A 19,200-nucleotide genomic window follows, 5' to 3' on the forward strand; every position below is an offset into this window, starting at 1 on the left:
AATGGTCAGATTGAAAATCTACATTTGCTATAATGTCTTGGTTAAAGGTATGAGGCTGTAAAATGAATGCTGGAGAAATTGGAAAAGAGGCGGGGCGGATTTTTGAATATAAGCTGCCTGCTAATTGGATTGCCCGCAGCCAAGAAGATCAAGATGATCATGGTATTGACTATGAGATTGAAATTAAAGATGCAGAAGGGAAGGCTCTTGGTGAAGACAACGTTTTTAAGATCCAAGTAAAGGGCGAGGAAAATTGTTCGTTTATTAAGGACGGGCAAGTTGTATCTCATAGCATCAAAGTCGAAAGACTGAAATACTATTTATCATTTAACATACCTGTAATATTGGTAGTGGTGGATGTGACTCTGGAGAGAGTGTTTTGGGTATCCATTACTGATAGTGAAATAATTAGAGAGCAGATAGAAAGTACGAATGATGAAAACAAGAGTGTACATCTGCCTATACAACGTGAACTCATTCGAAAAGATAATGACTCATTTCTAGGATTGATAGCTGCTGTAAAGCAATGTTGGGATTATTTATCTATAAGGGGCATTAGGAAAGCAGTTTCAAATTATTTAGTTGTTAGACCTGATGAAATTGATAAGTGTATTAATAATATAGGTGACGCTTTTTTCAAAGCTCACCATGTAAAGCTTGATCGACTCTTTTTACAGAAGGAATTTAAGACGCTTTATGAGCAAGCCAGCCAGATATTTCAATCACCAATAGTTCCTGCTAAAGATAGATTTATTGCTCTAGCTTATTTCGCTGAAGCATTTGAGGCTGCACCATACAAGACCATTAAAGTTGAACAAATTTCTGAACGGCTTAAGATTAAAGAGATGTTAGTCCATGTCGCAAGGGAAGTCCGAAGTAATATATATGGAACTACTGCGATAGGAAAGTTGCGCATAGAAATATTTAAAATAAAATTAGAGCAGCTTCACGCATTACATTTCTCTAATGCAAATTTTGATAGCCGAAGTATTGAATATATGCTTATGGATGGGCAAACACATCAATTATATCTTGAAGTATGTAAAGAACTTCAGAAGCTAATCATCCTTTGTAATAGGTTGATAAGCCAAAGTCAATTTGATGTACTCGCGTCCTTATTTGTTGAATTAGCTCAACTACTTTACTTATTCAAAATGGTTCATTCTGCGCGTGGTTCAAAACAGTCTATAGATTTTTTAGAGGAGTGGCATTCTCTAAGTATCGAAACAATTATAGCTTATGTTTCGTCATGTGGTGATTACCGTAAGTTAGAAAAGTTTTATTTTTTATATATCAATGAGATGTATGAAAACCGAAGCAAGTTGGTCTCAATAAGAGAGCTTGTACTTAAGCTTTCTCCTGATGCAAAAGATATGTTGGATGAAATAGAAGTGCATGTTAAAGACTTGCACACGGAGCACAGTTTTTATGACTCAAGCCCAGAAGAACAAAAAGTATTCTTTTTAAACTTAGCGAAGAGTCTTGGGATGGATCCAGATGATTCTAAAAGTGAAGAGGGGCAGTTCGTCAAAATAGGACTTCAAAACTATGACCCTTCCAATGTAATGAAGAATTGTGAGAGCTTATTTGTACATTACAAACCTAGAGGGATGATTGCTCAACAATTAGGAATGCATTCTTTAGGAATGATTACTTTAGTTTGTTTGAAGCATCATTACGTTAGTGGTGGGTGGTCGTTAGCTGAGGTTTATGATCGAGATGAAGGCCCCGTTTTTTTGAAAGGATTTAAACAAAACCACTGCGATCAATGTAAAGATTGTGTTTCAAGACCAGATAGTTGGAAGTGGAGTCTAAAATGGCATGGCGAGGAGGCGATTAGTCATAAGCCTCTTTTAGATAAGTTTAGCGCTTTTTGATGTCTATTCTAGGATTAAGTTCAATATTTTTACTTACTCACCAGAAATTCCGTAACTAAGGTGGTTAAGAGTATGTGCTCTTAATACAGAACCTTTTTAAATTTCGATTGAGTGAAACGTCTTATGTGAGTGCTTAATAAATCTTGCCTATACCCAAAACGGCTTTGTTGCACAAAGATTTGAAAGACAACACTCTGCTAATTTGAACAGAACTCAAGTGACAACTTGGGTATGAGGCTGACCTAATTCTGTAAATTTGTTCAATACGGCTATGCGTGCATGAATCTCACTCACCTGACTAGGAAAACTCCTTGCTGTTAATTTATCGCCTAATAATTTGATGCAATGCATCTTGGTTTCTACCAAACTTCGAAAATGATAAACAGACCATTTTTTCCAAAGCGTTCTTCCTAGACGTTTGACCGTTTTCAGTAATTCATTCCGCTCTAAAGATCTCAATTTCTGATCTTTCCATGGTTTTGCATTTTTTCTTGGCGGAATGACCGCATGTGCATCTCGATCTAAAATGACTTGTCTACAGTGCTTCGTGTCATAAGCACCATCGGTATAGACCGAATCAATTCGTTCATCTAAGGGAATTTGAGAAAGTAAATCATCGAGTACTTGCGAATCGTTTACATTGTTTGTAGTGAGCTGTACTGCACGTATTTGCAAGGTTTCAGCATCGATAGCAATATGAAGCTTATGACATTGGCGACGATATTCAGGTCCATGTTTCTTACGTTTCCACTCACCGTCACCTAGAAACTTCAAGCCATTTGAGTCTACGAGTAGATGTAGCCCATCGCTACTTTTTTGATAACTAATCGAAATATCAATATGCTTTTGTCTTCGACAAAGCGTACTGTAATCTGGTGCAGTCCAATTTAATCCACACAGTTTAATCAGACTTTGAACAAAACCCGTGACCATACGTAAAGAGAGTTTGAATAAAGATTTGATCATTAAACAGCATTGAATAGCTGTATCAGAATAAATTTGATTTCGACCTTGCTTGCCTTGTAGTTGTGCATACCATTGAGTGTTTGGATCAAACCAAATGGAAATGTTACCCCGGTTAATAAGGGCACGATTATAGGAAGACCAATTAGTTGTGCGATAGATTTTAGGAATAGGTTTATTCATATTGAAATTGTATGGCTGAATAAACCTTCTAGGCTAGGTTTGTGTAACAAAGCCATCAAAAAGTAAAAATATTATTTCAATAGTTGATTAAGATTTTTTACATCATCATTACGCGGAAATTCACAAGATAGAATATTTACTATACTCCTAGGGTACTCATGAATTTTACCTTGTGAAGCTGCATTAATTGCATGAACCCATTGATCATAAATAGTACCATTACTAACCAGATCACTAGTCTTTCCACCAGCTTTAAGCCATATAGTTTTTAATCTGTCAGAAAAAAGTTCAGCACAAAGCTCTATGATTATTTCGTTAATTTCATGCTGGGAGACTATTGTATTCCTCGTAGGAAAGCTTCTAGCTTCAAATAATTTTAACATAATCCTTTCAGTCTTAGATAATAAAGTCTTAATATGAGGGATAGTTTCTTTTAAAGTTTTATCTCCATTTTTATATGAAGAATAAATATCTTTTGCAATATTTTTCCAGTTATTTTGACTAATAATTGTACCAATTATATTTGATTGTCTTTTCCAGCTTCCATGACTAAGTAGATATCTTGCGATTTCCTCATTTATTGAAGTCCACTGGATTAATTGTATAATCGTATTCGATGGTAATGTGGTTTTTTGCTGAGCAAGTCTAATTACTTTTTGACTAAGTAATGATTCTGGTTGGTTAATAGTTTTAACTGCTAGTAGAGTTAATAGTTTTTCAGCTACAGAATTAAGTATTAAATTTTTTTGATTATTTTCAATGTATGCCCAAATTGAAGCTCTATTATTATAGTTTAAAATAATATTTGATATTTCTTCATCTATATGTATTATTTCAATTATTTTATTAAAATCTTTCTTTGGATCACTATTGCTAATAATTTTATTTAAAACATAGAGAATATAGTATTCTTTTGTTTCTTTGCTTGGAAGAATTCTATTATTATAGTTGAGGCAGTTCAACCATACTTTAACCCAAATAAAATTTTCTAAATCTATATCATTTAATATATTGACATCTAAAATAATTCTATTTGTGATGTATTTTAAAATGCTTATATCATTATATTCAATAATTGCATAAATGATTTCAGAATTAGGATACTCATCCACTAAAGTTTGTAAGCTTTGGGGGGTATCAAAAGCTAATTGAGAGGTAAGAGATTCTTTAGCATTATAGAAGTATCCTACAGCTAATGCATGTGATTTATAAAAATTATTTTTTAAACAAAAATCTAAAAAGTTTTTGGTAACATTTTTATTTGAAAATTTAGTTGCATTAATTAATTTGTTTTCAAAAGATTTTTTATCAATAAGAACATTTTCTATAATTTTTGAGATTGTAGGATTGGATAAGAGTAATAAATACTCTGACGATAACTCATTTGTTTTATTTATATTGTAGCTAAATCCAGCTAAAACAATTTCACTCCACCATTTATAAGCCTTCTCTTCATTGGCTGCTTTAAGGGTGTTTTCAATTTTTTTTAAATTAAAATTAATTTTTATATTTGATATCATCCAGTTAAATATATCAATGCTAAAGTCTGGAGGTAAAGGAATATTGGCAAGTGTAAATAATTGATCAATATCCAAATTATTTATATTTTCATTTATAAATTCTGTGGTTTCATTTACTAACTTTATAATTAGAGGGTTTTTATCCTTTTTTGTTGATAAGCTAGCTCTAAGTAGCTTAATAGCATTTGATATATTGGAATCTTGTCTGTATTCTAGATAAACACTTATTATTTTATCTACAATTCTTAACTCATTTAAGTTGTCATAGTCACAAATTAATTCTTTAAAATATATAAAACCTTCACTTTGTTTGTCTAAAATAAACTCTGAAATATTTTTTCTACTTTGTAAACTATCATTTTTAATTTTATTAAATTTATCTGTCCAAGAAAGTTCATAATTTCCTAATACACAGTAAATAGTTGGATTCAATAATGATGTTGTATCTTGTTCTTTAAAAACACAGTGTAGAGATAGGTTTTTTCGTGACTTTGGCCATAAAGACTTCCATAAAAAACTCATTATATTGGGCCATTGCTCAAAACTATTTGTTAAAACTATAGAGTTTGAGTCTATTAGTGTATTTAAAATATTTAAACATTCATCATAAGGTAAGGGGATATTTATAAAATTTTCACCCATTAATTTATAGATTACAGTATCAATCTCGTCTTGTTTAAATATGTGAGTAATAGGCCAAATTGCAACTTGACTCTTAACGGAACCAGATCTTGTTTGAGTTAAATCTGGTGTTGTATACCAAATGGCGAAATAGGTGTCTATACGACTACAATTAAGGATATATGTCCAGTTTGATGGCTGACTGGGAGGAATATCTGTTAAACTAACTAACTCTATAGGAACATCAATATCAGTTTCAGATATTAATTTATGGCCTCGAGAAGTATATCCAAATTCTAAATATTTTGGCCAAACTATATTATCCATTATTATCAACCATAAATCCAAACTATAGGGGAGGTTAGATCAACATTTTTTTCATGATTGTCTGGTGAAATAATCCATCCCTGATTTTCAGGTCCATTATCTACAAAAGTATTTTGCGAGCTTCTATTTAAAGCTGTACCTAGTGAAGATAATCCCCATATAGATATATTATCTTTTTCCCAGTTAGAATATAGAAATTGATTTAATAAGGGTAATTCTTTTTCAAAAATTTCTTTAGGTGTAGTATTTGTTGAATCAGATACCTGATCGTAACAAGATAATATAATTGCAAGTTTTGGTTTTAAAATCCTTTGGCTTCTTTTTAAATTGCAAACATGAAGTATTATTTGAAATAGCTCAATCCACCAGACGTTTGCATCTATAGTATCTGTTTCTTCTTTTTTAATCTTATCCTTTTTTATTGTTTCTCTATTTTTTAATAGATCTTCTATTTTGTGTTTATATTTAGTTTCATCATTCAAACGAATAAAAACCATCCAGCCATTTGAATTAATTAAGGTTTCAGCCCATTTTTCATTTACTGATCTACTATCAAAAATGTGAGTCAACTGTTCACCAGCATAATCAAACCAAGTAAGATCGACTTCTTTTTCATTTTTAATTAGCAAAGGCAATGATACATTTGCAAATTGAGAAGATGTTGTTCTCTGTGGATTCGTACCTTCAGCTAACCTTTCTAGGGCCTCTTGAAAGATATCAAGATTTTCTGGAGTGTTACGTATAGTAATTTGTTGCTCTACTCCACGTGTTAATCTTCCATATAGTTGAGCTGAATAAACTGTTTTACCGCTATTAGGCTTTCCTAATACCATAATAGAATTTGTTTTATCCATGACTTCCTCTAAAAGACTCAAATATAGAATTACCGATAATATGATCGGTGATTTCAGTAGGTTCTACTGAAATATTTGTAATTAATTCATTAATTATATTAAACATTTCATCTGGTTGTGTTATTGAACAAGAGTGACTAGATGTTGAACAGAAATTAACTGAATTAAGATTACGAGTAATCAAATCACGAATAGATTTTGGGATATTATTGTTTTCTTCAGCTTTAGTCCAAACTAAAGCAATATGCTTTGCATAATGATAGTCTTTTAATCGATCAAATATACTTGAGATATCATTTCTAGTACTTCCACGAATTTTAGTATCTATGTGCGAAAGCTTTTCTGAATCAGAAGTTATAATGAGTAAGTCTGAATGAGTTATTACCCAATCAGCACCTTGAGCTAAATTAGGATTAGTTGCCCATTGATTGAACCATTCTCCTGGCGCATCTATAAAAATAACATCACGAATTACATCATTTTCATCTCGAAAAGATAGATGTAAAAAACCGGGCGTTCTGGCATCTCCTCTTGGTGTTCGTAGAGGAAAGTCTGGTGTGGATAATGGCGATGAAAATCTAGAGTTTTTTGCTAGAGCTTCCCATGACTCAAGGGTATAACTTGCCCAAAAATCACCAAAACTAAGTTTTTTACCACTTAAAAGTTGTAAGTATAACGATAGTAGAAGTGTAGATTTTCCAGCTTCTGCTGGACCTATTATGCCAATAATTAAAGGTTTTCGAACATCCGATAACTTTTGGAGACCTTTAAATCCTAGATGCGTTCCACTCCAAAAAACTTTATAAGTAGATCTAGATGAGTCATCTATTAATTGACCATTAGCTTCTTCAGTCATAGTGATAAATTCACAATCATTTAGATCAAAATGACCTTTATCACAGCTCATACCATCTTCTAAGCCACATTCAGAATTAGTACATTTATACATTTTTATTCCTATAAGCTATAAGCCTGCTCTTGTCTATAAATAGCTTTAGCTAAATCAGGTAAAGATATTTCTTCAATATTCACAATACATTGATTTCTTAAAGTTTCTAAATCAGTTTCGGTTTTAAATGTTGCAACAATAAGATCTCTTATATTCAAGTAATTTTGATCTGTAGAAAATTTAAGATTATTGAAGATATCTTTAGCCAAAAGGTCGGTTCTACTTTCTCTGACTTTTGTTAGGATATCAATTAATGGATACTTCTTATCATAATTAGCATTTTCTGTTTGATTAATTGATTCAGCCAAAATATAAGTTGAACTAACAGGAGCTGGATATCCATTAATAAGTTGTAATAAATCTATTGCCATTACTAATGGTCTAATTAGAACGTCCATTTCTCGGTAACTTCTAAAAAAACTTTGAGAGTATTTTGCTTCATACCACCAGAGTATTGCTAATTGTTCATTTTGATATTCAAAAGGACTTTTTAAGGAGGAAGAAACTAAATTAATTTGTTCATTTAACTCTTTGAATGTATCTGTGAAATTTTTTGCTATTTTTTCCGCAGAGGCTTCAATTTCACCTTCATTTTGAAAGTTTTCAGTCTTAAATGCTTTATTTTTTAATATTTTAACATCAACAGTTTGTTGGTAAACAGAAAAAGATTCTATGTTAAGTATTTTGTTCCATTCATTAATTTGTTCTTCTGTAAGAATTAAATGATTATTATTAACTGATAAGTATGGCCAAATATCAATTAAATTTAATGCTAATTTACTAGCATTATTAGTATCTTTCTTGGTGAGTCTCTCACACGCATACAGAACCATGGCCGTAAGTAGTCTATTAGGCTTATCTTCTGGATAAACCAAACCAATATTTGACCAATTATTTTCTAGAGTAGCATACGCTGATTGCATTGCCAGATTTGATTCAAAAAATGACTCTTTAATTAGAGCATTACATCCATCAATTAATAGTTTTGGATCCATTTTCTCTGCAAATTCTTCAGCTGCAGCGTTTGCTTTATCAAAGCGATCGTCGTTTTCAGTAATTTGCTTATCAAGACAACCTGCTTTTTTTAAAGCCTCTAAAAAAGTCATACTCATTATATAATTCCATCTAGCTATAGATATTGCTGAAGTGATTGATTCTTAGGGAAATCTATCAATGTATTTTTAATTAAGTCGTTTACAGTAACATTCGCGCCATTAGTCGCTTTATGTATTAACTCAAACCAGAGGTCAGAAACATTTGAAATATTTGAAATATCTGATGGTTTACCTCCTGATCTGACCCAAATATTTCTTATACTATTTACATCATAATATAAAGTTGATAACTCATTAATTAGGCATGTTTGAGATGAAAGAGAATCCTCAGCGATAAGCTTATTCGTATCTTGCGTATTTAAAATTAGGTCCGAACAATTGACTAATAGTTTTATCAAACATTCCGCGGCGGCACGAGATGCGAAGTGTCTATAAGAATCATCTTTAAATGTATCACCGTAATCTGAAACAGCTTTGGAAATTATCACGGGCATGTCAAGTATTTCACCTAATGCCGCTAGTCCACTTGCTTCCATATCAATTCCTAAGACCTTACGCATATCTCTTTCAGCTAAATAATTGAATATATTCTCATCCTCTTTAACAGTACCCCCTGTTGCTATAGGTGCGACATGAACTGAAAAATCAGGATCATTGGGGAGGCCGAAAAGATGCTCTTCTTTTAATTTTGTTGCCTCCTTGAAACCCACATTAGTTAAGTTGAAGCCTTGAGATGTAATCCAATTACGTTTTCTTAAACGTTTAATTACTTCAGAGAAGCCAAAACAATAAGTCTGAAAAATTTCGTTATTAGAAGGTTGGATACCATCAAGTAGTTGTAAAATAAGCCATCTTTCTTGATAATCTAATGAGTATTTTGGTCTAAATTCCAACCATTTTTCTTCTTCAAGCTTAAAGCTTTGCATTCTCTGTAGAATTTTAGGATTAGGTCTAAATTGGAGTTGGTCTCCTTGAAAATTCTCGACACCTTCAATAACGACTGATTTACCAGCATCATATGACCATAATCTATCGGCAAATATAACGTCACCAAGATGAACTTTACCTCTTCTTCCAGCACAAATACCCGTCATACATATACACTTTATTCTATTTTTTTCTTGTTGCAGCAAAGAGGTAGTTGCAGCAATTGCTTGCTCTCGGCCCATAAAGTTTTGCCAAGTAGCCATTAAAGATAACGTCCCTGATGGACTTGCTATTGTTGCTTTAGCAACGGTCCACCCATTAACAACTTCTTCTTTCCAAGAGGTTTCACCATCAAGTGTTTTTAGTAAGGCATTATATTCATCGCGTAAGGCACAAATAATAAGTACATCAGTCATATTTAATAATTGTATTTCATGAAATGCTAAATCATATAACAAAATTACTTTTCTTAAAACCATATTTGTGGTTTTTTATTAAGATTTAGGTTTAATTAACATTATGATTTTTTTAAAAAATTTAAGAGTGCTGTGATCTTTGAGCTTCGCTAGTTTATTTGTCCTGCTCTTAATTATTTTATTAAATATTCTCATTTTTATGATGTGTCTGGTCTTTAATTACATTAATTGTATGACATTAGCTTAATTAAGAATGAACAACTTTTAAAATTTGGCGAATTCAAGCGGCAAGTGCAATAGTATAAAAACCAGCCATAACTTCACTCGGTGTATGCCAGCCTAGTGTTTTTCTAGGACGATGGTTGAGTGCAAATTCTATCTGCTCTATTCGTTCGTTTGACACGTCATCAAACGATGATGATTTTGGCAGAAATTGACGGATTAAACCATTCGTATTTTCATTTCTAGCTCGCTGAATAGACTTGTAGGGATCAACAAAGTACGTATCCATGCCGGCATCAGTAATCCTTTTATGTTCGGAAAATTCTTTTCCATTATCAAATGTCATACTATATGGCCACATGAAAACGTAATTGATGCATTTTATGAAATTAAAGGTCTTGATTCACTCACAAAAAATGATGAAGTAGTAATCTGCATTAATTTCACAGCAATAGCTGAACCACTTTAACAAAGAGCTGAAAATCTTAATAGGACATTAGGGGCAGGAATAATAGAAATAACCGCATTACCAAAGTATTTAGGGAATGGGGCAATCCCTAATCCAGAGAGTGGAAAAAAATTCTGTGTACGATTACAGTAATTATTACATGACTTGAAAAATAAATATGATGTTAAAAGAGTCCATTTATTACTATGTGCATCAAATGCAGCCTGAGTTTTTATTGGTCAAGCTATAGATTTGCATCATCCAGAAATTATTGCTTATGATTTTTTAAGAATGATATGTTGCCTCATTTAATTATTAAGAACAATGGAAAAACTAATGTGCTTACTCTTCCATCCTAGGCTTCTTATCAACATTAAGTAAACATATAAACAAAATAGATTTTTAGAGTCCAATTATACTTAGACATTACTTTTGCAGTTTCTAAGAAGCATTTAAATGATTGGCTGAAGTTAAATATCATATAAATGCTCAATTAGAATAAAAATCTTTAATTTACTAAAATAGCAAAATGTTTAATTCCGTTTTTTAAATTTAAATGTTCCGCGACTAATGAACTTTTTGGAAAGATCAGGGTTACGGCCAGACAATTGTTTAATGAAAACAGGGCTATCATTTGGAGCTTTACTCCATACAATATCATTCTTTACATAAAATACTGTTTCCGTACGAGAAACTGTAATAAATCTTTCTCGAAGTATATGAGCTGCTGCGGTAGCAATATCATGTTCATCTATATCATCTTCATCTATTGCCTTACTAGTTGTCATATCTAAAGCCTCAGTAGTGATAGTTTTCGATGCTACATCTAACTTTTACTATAAAAAAGATTGGTGTTCAAAATAAAATATGAAATTTTATTCACTCACCTAAATTCACTTCAATATCTTAACGTTACTTATCAGGGACTATTGTGAATAAGAGATAGGGGTAGATTGAAAATAAGAACCACTGGATGGTTTATAAAAGAATATGCAGTAAATGCGGTAACCCGCTAGTGATTACAGTAGTAACTCTTAACATGCCGTAAATATGAGAAGCACAGACCAAATCCCCAATCGGAATTTTTCTCAGTAAGTTCAAGGAGCTGTTCAGCAATTAATGCATTGTCATGGCTGAGTTTGGCTTGATAGCGGTAGCAGGTTTCACTAATGCCAAATGCTTTCAAGCCAAACAAATACTAATGGCATGATGGCTTCACCCTTGCGTAGCAGTACTACTCATTGCCATCGCTTCCTGGATGATTTGGGCCTTTAATCGCTCTTCCGCATACATCTTTTTAAGTCTGGTATTTTCGGCTTCTAGCTCTTTAAGTTTTGCCATAAATGATTTATCCATACCACCATATTTGGCCCGCCATTTATAAAAGATGGCATTACTTATGTCATGTTCAAGACAAAGGGCAGTAAGAGGTCTGCTAGGATCCGCCTGTTTTAAGATGGACATAATTTGACTATCAGTAAATTTAGATGTTTTCATGTAGAATCTCTTGCTTGTATCTTAAGAGAAAATTCTACTTTTAGATCCTATTATTTTTAGGGGGATTACCATCTAAGTACTCAATTTTTATAATGTACCATTCATTTATTCCCTTCGGGGTTTGCACTTTAACTTCATCACCTACAGATTTACCTAAGCAAGCTTTAGCTATAGGGGATTGAAGGGAAATATAGTCTTTTCTACCATATATTTCTTCATCGCCAACGATACGGAATTTGATGGTTTCACCTTCATTATTTTCCAATTCAACCCACGCACCGAAATAAGCTTTTCCATCTTGTTCAGGGCTATACTCAACTTTATGTACTACTTCAAATAATTTGATTAAATATCTAACTCTACGATCAATTTCACGTAACTTTCTTTTGTTGTAGAGGTAATCAGCGTTTTCTGATCTATCGCCGAGACTGGCTGCCCACGATACGATTTTAGTAATTTCTGGACGTTCCTTACGGACTAAATCATTTAGTTCATCTTGTAAGCGTTGGTAGCCTTCAGCGGTTAGCAATTTACGATTCAAGACAAATACTCCAAAGCCTTGCGTAAGGCATCCAGTGTTGAAACTTTAAAAACAGGCTTATTCGACTCATCCACAAGTTCACCAAAAGAACTAGGTTTTAGATTCCATTTTTTTTGAAAATCTGTAGAAAGTAAATACTGTAACGCCCGAACTTCTTGCTCAGAAAGCTTAAAAGATTGATTAGGTATCATATTCTTATGATCATAAATATCAATCCGTTGTTTAGGAGGAATGATTTCACGAATCATTTGTTGAGCTTCTTTTAACTCAGATGCCATGATACGTACTAGTAATTGATGCTTGGGATTTTGAATTTCTTCAATCCACTGATTTTCACTTTGTGAGGTTTTTTTTAATCTAGGTTTTTGTGATGCAATATCTGTAAAGCATTGAATTAGCGCTTTGTATTTGTCACCAGACTTGTTTCTAATGCTTTGAGCTTTTGGAACACCACGGTTAAAACCTAATTTTGAAATAGTGCTGATAGAAAAGTCATGAATCCCTCTTTCTTGCTGTTCAGAACATATTTCATAAATATTATCAAGAGATTGTTGAACTTTTAGTGAGCTATCCTTTTTTAATTCTTTTAATAAATCTTCAGGAGTCATAATTTGTCTCAATTAAAGTAGGGGAATTATGAAGAATTAATTCAATTTCCGATTTTGAGATTTTCTCAGATTCTGAAAGTTCAATTAGTTTAATTTCGCCCTCTATGACTTTTTGGATTTTATCCCAAGATTTAAGCCGACTCATCAATAACTTAAAAATTTGGTTACCTGCTGAGAGTTGTTGATCTTTTGATAGCGTAAATAGCTTTGGCATAATGTCATTAAATAACGCCATTTTATCGATCAGTTGTGTTCTTGGATAGATAGCTTGATCTGCATGGCATGATTTATAAATTACTGCATTTTCACAGACTTCCTGTAATTGCTGATAGTGACTGACTTCTTCCAATTCTAAAACTAACTCTGCATTAGCAGTAGTGATTAGAGATATCTTGTTTGAATCCTCTAATAAAACATCATTGTTAATGAGCTTATGACATTTATTTATAGAGATATAAGCAGCTTGTATATCACACAAGAGCATGTCTAATTTTTTTGCCGCTGATTCGTATTCAGATTCAAAATTACGAAGATCCGTCTCTAATTTTGATCTTTCAGCAGCTCCTTCAAATTTTTTTTGATTTAGATTGGCGATATATTCTTCTTTTTCAAGTTGATTAATACCTTCATTAATCATATTGATTTCTAGTTGTAATTTTGCGCAGACATCAGATTGATCATTGGATTGGAGTAAAATTTCGTTAGTAATTGCTAATAGTCCACCAATAAAAGCGGGTCCTGTAATGAAATGCCTACATCGTAAGCAATTTTGAATACCTAAATAACCTTGTGGTGTAGGTGTATAGAAAGAACTACTTTTGATTGCTTCACCACCATCTTCACACCTTGATGCTGCAAAAGGGCAAATACCATAATCTCTAAAAACATAATTTCCAGCAGGAACTTCATTTGATAATGCTTGTAATAATTCGGAATTATTCCCAATTAATTGATTTTTGACATCTTCAATTTTGTTTTGTTCAATTGTTTTTTGAATCGATTCTACTTCAGATTTAAGCGCTATTTTTTCCCCTTCTTCTAGTCTTTTTCTAATATCACTATTTGAAACCTTGCAATAGTAAATAGACATGATGACAGAGCTATGCCCAACAATTTTCATCACTATTTCAATTGGCATGCCCATTTCAGTAACATACGCGGTAATTAAACTGACACGCATGCTATGAGGAGTATATTTTGATTTATAGCAACCGAGTGTAGCAGGGTTTCCTTCTAAAGTTGTTAAAGTTAAGTTTGAAGGTTGTATATTCCATAATGCAGCGGCTAGTCTCGGGGTAAGCGCATTTGAAACAGCTGCGGGTTCAAAATCATTAAACCGCCTGAATAGAAAGCAATTTAAACCTTTTGCTATTCTTTGTAATTCATTTAAATTTGTTCTTTCACAATCTTTCCATTCACTTGGTCTATTTATAGGATTATATTTTTGTTGCCATTGGCGTAGTTTAACTAGCCAATAAGCTAAATCTTCAGGTATCCATGGAATTGTGTAACCCTGTCCATTATTGTTTGTTTTATTGGTGGTGGTAAACATGCCTATTTGTCCATCAGGCATTTTTTTAATAAAAGATTGTTCTTTAGTCATCCCTGATAGTGGGGAAGTATTCTTTTGCCAAATAACTTTATTTTGTGAATCTAATTCAGCTATATATTCATCAGCTTCACCAGAATCATTATAGGCAATTTGTCGTCCTCGTAAAGGAACCTTAGTAAGCGCAAATGTATGAATCCAGTCAGTAGGACACCATAAATATGCTTGATTATTTTCGATACGATAGACACATTCAGAATCATACGGATCTAATTGATCAAAATTAACTTTAATCCAGTCGGCATCAAATTTATGCAGATGCTCAAGATCCTGAAAACACCTCGCACTGGTTGGTATAATCCATTCTTGAGCCTTTTTAACAAAATGGTACTGTAAGCATGGCTTAGTTGTTTCTGAACGAATTGAACTTGAAGATAAATTCTGTTGAGTTAAAAAAAATGAAAATGGATTGCGAGCATTCTCAACCCGAACAATTTCTCCTGTTTCTTCATCTTCAATGGTTAAATCATTATTAATGATGTAATCCAAGAACTCATTAACAGCAACTACTAGTTTACGCTTCGTAGGTTCAGATTCTATATTCGCAAGCACATCACGAAAGGACTTTACATCAAACTTTTCTTGCATGAGAAAAGCGTGGGGTGTTTTACTTTGGTCAAATGGTTCAATATAAAGACGAACAAAGCGGCAAAGATGAGTTTTTTTACTATCTCCCCCTCGTGCTGTAGTCATAAATTCTTTTATTTTAATCGCCCAAGTAATATATTCTGGAGAGATGAAATCTGGCTTAAATGGTTCATCTTTACCGAAAAATTTGTAACTATTTTTCCATTCATTTTTATAAACACCTTCTGGGTCAAGAGGTAATGATGGATCATTCTGCTGTTTTACAAATTTTTTGTACTGATTTAAAGTTGTTAAATTTTTTTCAATAACTAATTTTTGTAACTCAGCATATGAAATAAATTCAACGATATCGAAAAAATCTTTATAACTGACCCATTCTTCATAGATTCTTTCAGGATGTGCTGGAAGTCCATATTCTTTATATTTTTCTTTATAAATTACAGAGTTTGTAATACCTAAACTCTTACAAGTTTGTTTTAAAGATTCTAAAGTAGGAAATTTGCTATTAAATCTTTTATTTTCAATTTTCCTTATAGCTTGTGGTTTTATCATTTAATATCTCTTAATTTATCTTGAACTTCTTCTAATGTCGGTTTGATATAAACAAGGCAAGAAGTTGGGCTTTTGTGATGCATCGCTTTTTGAATTTCAACTTGATTTAAGCCAGCCTGACGTGCTCGAAAACCGTAAGCATGTCGATGACCATGTTCGGTCGTTCCAAGATCTTTTTTACAGATTAATCCAATACGTTCTACGGCATTTTTATGTAATCTTTGGAAATTTTTTATAGTTTCAGGTTCACCTAGACTATTTGTAAATGCAAAAGGATGAGGAGAACTTTTTGAAGGCTCTATACGTTGATATTTTAGATAATTTGCCCAGATTAATAAAAATTCTTTAGCCTTTTCAGGAGGGTTAAATACGACCTCAAAGTAGCCTAATTTTGAGGTTAATAACGGGGTTTTCCAACCTGCATAAAGTCTTTCAGAAAACAAATAATTATTTCGAGGTTTATAAGAAGTTTTTGCTAGTAAATATTCTTTTCTGTTTTTGAACCTTGGATCTGGAGAGCTACCTAATTCAGGATGGTAAACTCTAACTAGCGCTTCTTTATGATGATTTGGATGTAATTTAATATCTGATACGTAAATATGAAAAATTTCACTTTTCCGGAGTCCACCATAATTCATCAACATAGTAATTGCTTGGGATTTAAAATCGATTTTTCCATTCTTTTCAAAGCCCAAATATAGAAGTCTTTCAATGTGCTCTTCAGGAAAACGTACAGCATATTCATAATCAACCATGCTCTCATGAAAAGAGCCGACTAATCGTACATGGTTTTGTGTTAGATCTTTCTTCGTTAAATGATTCAGAAATACATTTGCCTGTTTATGATAATAAGCGCACCAATTTAACCGTTCTTCATAGCTAGTTGCTTTACGAAAAGGATTAACTCTGTTGGCCGAATGATTATCTTGTAACATGAGAAAATCTGTGTAGTGCGTAATATGAAATAATAAATTATTGGTATCACGAACCGATCGTGGTCGCCAATAAAGATTCAGGGGGTCTTTACTGTTGGAATGATTAATAGTGCCAGTGATTAAAGCTTCAGTGAATGCTTTAAGTAGTTTTGTTGCGCTATCGATATTTGGAACAGAATTAATATATTTCAAAAGAAGTTGTAACGCATAGCATGATCTTTCTTTCCATGCCTCACTTTTTGAATTAAACCAAGCCAAATATCGCAAATGAGAAATAATGACTCCTTTCTCAGTCAAGATACAAGGAAGGACTAAGCTACTGTGAGAAGTACAATCCTTGTAATTTACATAAATTTTCTTAACATAAGCCATATACTATTTATTATGAAGTATGAGTTGTTTAACAAACACACTATCAATATTTGATCAATTGTCAAACTCTTTTATTGAGTAATAGTATGTTTAATAGTGGGGTTATAATATCAATATAATAAACAGCTCTTACGCAAGATTGATCGTCGGGTAAGATATTTAGGAAAACGGCTGGAAGAGCTGAGAATTGTTGACCATTCACCTGAACAGGACGGACGCGTTTACTTTGGTGCCTGGGTAGATATTGAAAATGAATATGGTGAACAGAAAACTTTACGAATTGTCGGGGTAGATGAGATTTATGATCATCATCCTCAACATATTTCAATTAACTCACCTATGGCTAGGGCATTACTTTCAAAACAGGTAAATGATGAGATTGAAGTGATGACCCCTTCAGGGAAGAAGCAGTGGTATATCAATGCAATTCGTTATGAAAAACCATGAAATTCATAATATCTGGTTCTATTTTGAACACTTGTCCAATTAAATCTACAAAATGATTTGCCAATTTTACTAATAGTTTATATGATAGCGCTCGTTGGAAGCGTGGCAGAGTGGTTTAATGCACCGGTCTTGAAAACCGACGAGGGTTCACGCCCTCCGTGAGTTCGAATCTCACCGCTTCCGCCAGAATTCTAAATAAGCCGCTTATATAGCGGCTTATTTTTTATCATTATCTCTTTAATAATAGCCATTTATTAATAAGATTAGTGTAGACAATGAAAAATATAAAAATTAATGTAGCAAAATAATTTCTATTTAATCCTTATTATTGAATGTTAGAATTTGTTAAAAAGATTAGTCTTCTTATTATTTAATTCCCTGTTTTAAATAAAATTAATATGTAATCAATAAATAATTTTCTCACAGTACTATCGGTTTTATCTGTATTTTTATTTTAGAGAATATAAGATAATCATTATCTCGGTGACTTTATAGTATTTATAAAACAATGAAAAAAATCTACTTAACGATTTTTGGGTTTGTGATAAGTTTAGGGGTACAGGCTCAAAATAACCCAATGGATACCACTGACGTTTATCCATTGTGGGAGCAGTATTACCAAGTTGAAAGTCAGGATACTAATAAAGCAGACAATTTACTTAACCAGATTGCCCTAAAGACACCAAATGATCCTAAAGTCTGGAAAACTTGGGCATACTTGGCCTTGCGTCAAAATGATAATAATAAAGCCTTAGAATATATTAATCGTTCGCTTGCCTTAGACTCATCTGATGATCAGCTTCTCATGCAAAAAGCTTATTTGTTAAATGTGGCAAATAGAAATGATGAAGCACTCGTTATATTCAAGCAATTACAAAGCTCTTCCAATCCGGAAATTGCATCCCAGTCTAAACAGGCAGTACAGAACTTGTCAGGAACAGGTAATACGCCAGCCAAGAAAACCTTTGCTGATGTTTATTTCTCACCTTCTTATGAAGGACGTTATGACACTACAATTTTACCGTTAAAGATTCGTTATGGCCGTTATTTCGATGAAAACAATCAAGGCCAGATCTATGGATTTGCCAGTGTCAATCGTGATACCCGTTCCACCGGCGGCGCCCGTCCAGAAATTATTGACCAGAATGCCGCCATAGTAGGTTTGGGGGTAAATTACCGTCCGTGGAAATGGCCTGTTTACCTATATCTGGAAGCAGGTGGTAGCTATGATCTGATTGATCTGAACCGGAAAAAATTTAGGGAAAGCATTAATGGTGGTTTAACAGGCTATCAGGAGTGGTACTGGGGGATGGATCAGACCAGCCATATGCCAGCTCAGCAAAGCAATCAGTATTTTGCTGAACTTTATGGTAATGCCGCTGCTTATTCACGTGAGGATTATAATCTGATCGGTGATTTGCGATTACGGACAGGCTGGAATTTTAACTATAATGATTGGGGTAATATACAGGCTTATGTGAAACTGCATACCATTAATGATAGTGAACAGGAATATTATAATAACATAGCAGAAATAGGGCCCGGCATCGCATGGCAACCCGTAGGGCTGCCGTTAAAACTACGTATTGAACAAATGTACGGGAAATATGTTAATGGAACCCCGGCATCTGTAGATAGTAGCTTTGATAATACCCGTGTTGAATTAACGTTTTACCGGAGTTTCTAATA

At 33.0% G+C, this 19,200-nt stretch carries 13 protein-coding genes, 1 tRNA gene and 3 pseudogenes; 4 read left to right on the forward strand and 13 right to left on the reverse strand.

What is annotated here, in order from left to right:
• Window positions 1-62 precede the first annotated feature (62 nt).
• The gene (locus tag ABZP31_RS03815; protein ID WP_367156901.1) at window positions 63-1,877 is read left to right on the forward strand and encodes a DUF4365 domain-containing protein; all 1,815 of its coding nucleotides are present in this window, start codon (window positions 63-65) and stop codon (window positions 1,875-1,877) included.
• A gap of 213 nt (window positions 1,878-2,090) precedes the next feature.
• Here ABZP31_RS03815 and ABZP31_RS03820 read toward each other — a convergent pair whose 3' ends face one another.
• The 13 genes and pseudogenes from ABZP31_RS03820 to gmtY all read right to left on the reverse strand — a co-directional run bounded on the left by ABZP31_RS03820 (window position 2,091) and on the right by gmtY (window position 17,064).
• On the reverse strand, window positions 2,091-3,023 hold the full coding sequence (locus tag ABZP31_RS03820; protein ID WP_367156902.1) for an IS5 family transposase: 933 nt from the start codon (window positions 3,021-3,023) through the stop codon (window positions 2,091-2,093).
• Between the two features lie 71 nt (window positions 3,024-3,094).
• Entirely contained in the window at window positions 3,095-5,491 is a 2,397-nt protein-coding gene (locus ABZP31_RS03825) for a hypothetical protein (RefSeq protein ID WP_367156903.1), read from the reverse strand.
• Between the two features lie 5 nt (window positions 5,492-5,496).
• Entirely contained in the window at window positions 5,497-6,345 is an 849-nt protein-coding gene (locus ABZP31_RS03830; protein ID WP_367156904.1) for a hypothetical protein, read from the reverse strand.
• On the reverse strand, window positions 6,338-7,294 hold the full coding sequence (locus ABZP31_RS03835) for a hypothetical protein (RefSeq protein ID WP_367156905.1): 957 nt from the start codon (window positions 7,292-7,294) through the stop codon (window positions 6,338-6,340). The genes ABZP31_RS03830 and ABZP31_RS03835 overlap by 8 nt, the downstream gene beginning before the upstream one ends.
• 8 nt (window positions 7,295-7,302) lie before the next feature.
• On the reverse strand, window positions 7,303-8,406 hold the full coding sequence (locus ABZP31_RS03840) for a GTPase-associated system all-helical protein GASH (protein WP_367156906.1): 1,104 nt from the start codon (window positions 8,404-8,406) through the stop codon (window positions 7,303-7,305).
• A gap of 17 nt (window positions 8,407-8,423) precedes the next feature.
• Window positions 8,424-9,734: an effector-associated domain EAD1-containing protein gene (locus ABZP31_RS03845; RefSeq protein WP_367156907.1), complete on the reverse strand. Its 1,311-nt coding sequence runs from the start codon at window positions 9,732-9,734 to the stop codon at window positions 8,424-8,426.
• Window positions 9,735-9,972: 238 nt separating this feature from the next.
• A pseudogene (locus tag ABZP31_RS03850) lies at window positions 9,973-10,266 on the reverse strand (IS30 family transposase); the annotation flags it as partial.
• A 629-nt stretch (window positions 10,267-10,895) separates the two neighbouring features.
• Window positions 10,896-11,150 (reverse strand): hypothetical protein, encoded by a 255-nt coding sequence (locus ABZP31_RS03855; RefSeq protein WP_367156908.1) that lies wholly within the window; start codon window positions 11,148-11,150, stop codon window positions 10,896-10,898.
• Window positions 11,151-11,377: 227 nt separating this feature from the next.
• Window positions 11,378-11,859: pseudogene (locus ABZP31_RS03860) on the reverse strand (transposase); the annotation flags it as partial.
• Window positions 11,860-11,899: 40 nt separating this feature from the next.
• Complete coding sequence (greB, locus tag ABZP31_RS03865) at window positions 11,900-12,400, reverse strand: transcription elongation factor GreB (protein WP_367156909.1); 501 nt, start codon at window positions 12,398-12,400, stop codon at window positions 11,900-11,902.
• The gene (gene gmtX / locus ABZP31_RS03870; RefSeq protein WP_367156910.1) at window positions 12,397-13,008 is read right to left on the reverse strand and encodes a gamma-mobile-trio protein GmtX; all 612 of its coding nucleotides are present in this window, start codon (window positions 13,006-13,008) and stop codon (window positions 12,397-12,399) included. Before gmtX ends, greB begins: the two co-directional genes overlap by 4 nt.
• Window positions 12,998-15,757: a VPA1269 family protein gene (locus tag ABZP31_RS03875; protein ID WP_367156911.1), complete on the reverse strand. Its 2,760-nt coding sequence runs from the start codon at window positions 15,755-15,757 to the stop codon at window positions 12,998-13,000. Before ABZP31_RS03875 ends, gmtX begins: the two co-directional genes overlap by 11 nt.
• Window positions 15,754-17,064, reverse strand: a complete 1,311-nt coding sequence (gmtY, locus tag ABZP31_RS03880; protein WP_367156912.1) for a gamma-mobile-trio recombinase GmtY — start codon at window positions 17,062-17,064, stop codon at window positions 15,754-15,756. Before gmtY ends, ABZP31_RS03875 begins: the two co-directional genes overlap by 4 nt.
• 108 nt (window positions 17,065-17,172) lie before the next feature.
• Between gmtY and ABZP31_RS03885 the strand changes: the two are divergent.
• The 3 genes and pseudogenes from ABZP31_RS03885 to ABZP31_RS03895 form a co-directional block, all read left to right on the forward strand.
• Window positions 17,173-17,511, forward strand: a pseudogene (locus ABZP31_RS03885) (GreA/GreB family elongation factor); the annotation flags it as partial.
• A 96-nt stretch (window positions 17,512-17,607) separates the two neighbouring features.
• A tRNA-Ser gene (locus ABZP31_RS03890) sits at window positions 17,608-17,697 on the forward strand.
• A gap of 322 nt (window positions 17,698-18,019) precedes the next feature.
• Window positions 18,020-19,198: a M48 family metallopeptidase gene (locus tag ABZP31_RS03895; RefSeq protein WP_262475485.1), complete on the forward strand. Its 1,179-nt coding sequence runs from the start codon at window positions 18,020-18,022 to the stop codon at window positions 19,196-19,198.
• The last annotated feature ends 2 nt before the right edge of the window (window positions 19,199-19,200 follow it).

This window comes from Acinetobacter sp. FL (assembly GCF_040744925.1).
In the GTDB taxonomy this organism is placed as follows: domain Bacteria; phylum Pseudomonadota; class Gammaproteobacteria; order Pseudomonadales; family Moraxellaceae; genus Acinetobacter; species Acinetobacter radioresistens.